Raw genomic sequence first — 369 nt, forward strand, 5'->3', positions numbered from 1 at the left:
GGGGCCCCCCCCGGAGTCTGGAGCCTCTAGCCTCCGCAAAAAATGGGGGGGTGCTTTCTCCTCGCCGACGCCGTCCTTCCCCCCCTTCCCCGGGAATAAGAAAAGGTCCTTTTGGCGGGCGGCATTTTTTTCTTTATTCAAGGCGACATCCCCGCAGCGGAAGCCCGCGAGCCGTTATGTGAAAAAGGCCCCTACACGGCGATTATAAGCGACGCCGCCCCCAGCACCACCGGCAACCACACTGTAGACTCAACCCGCTCGCTCGCTCTTGCGGAAGAAGTAATAAGCTACGCTGAAAAAGCGCTCGCCGCAGGCGGCAATTTGGCGGTTAAGGTTTTTCAGGGCGGCGACAGCGCGTCCCTTCTTAAA

1 protein-coding gene is annotated in these 369 nt (G+C 59.6%); it reads left to right on the forward strand.

Annotated elements, in window-relative coordinates; all coding sequences use genetic code 11:
* Positions 1-111: 111 nt before the first annotated feature.
* A partial coding sequence (locus tag ACYVTD_RS17965) for an SAM-dependent methyltransferase (protein ID WP_461248973.1) occupies positions 112-369 on the forward strand: 258 nt, incomplete at its 3' end.

It is taken from the genome of Treponema sp. R6D11 (genome assembly GCF_054786075.1).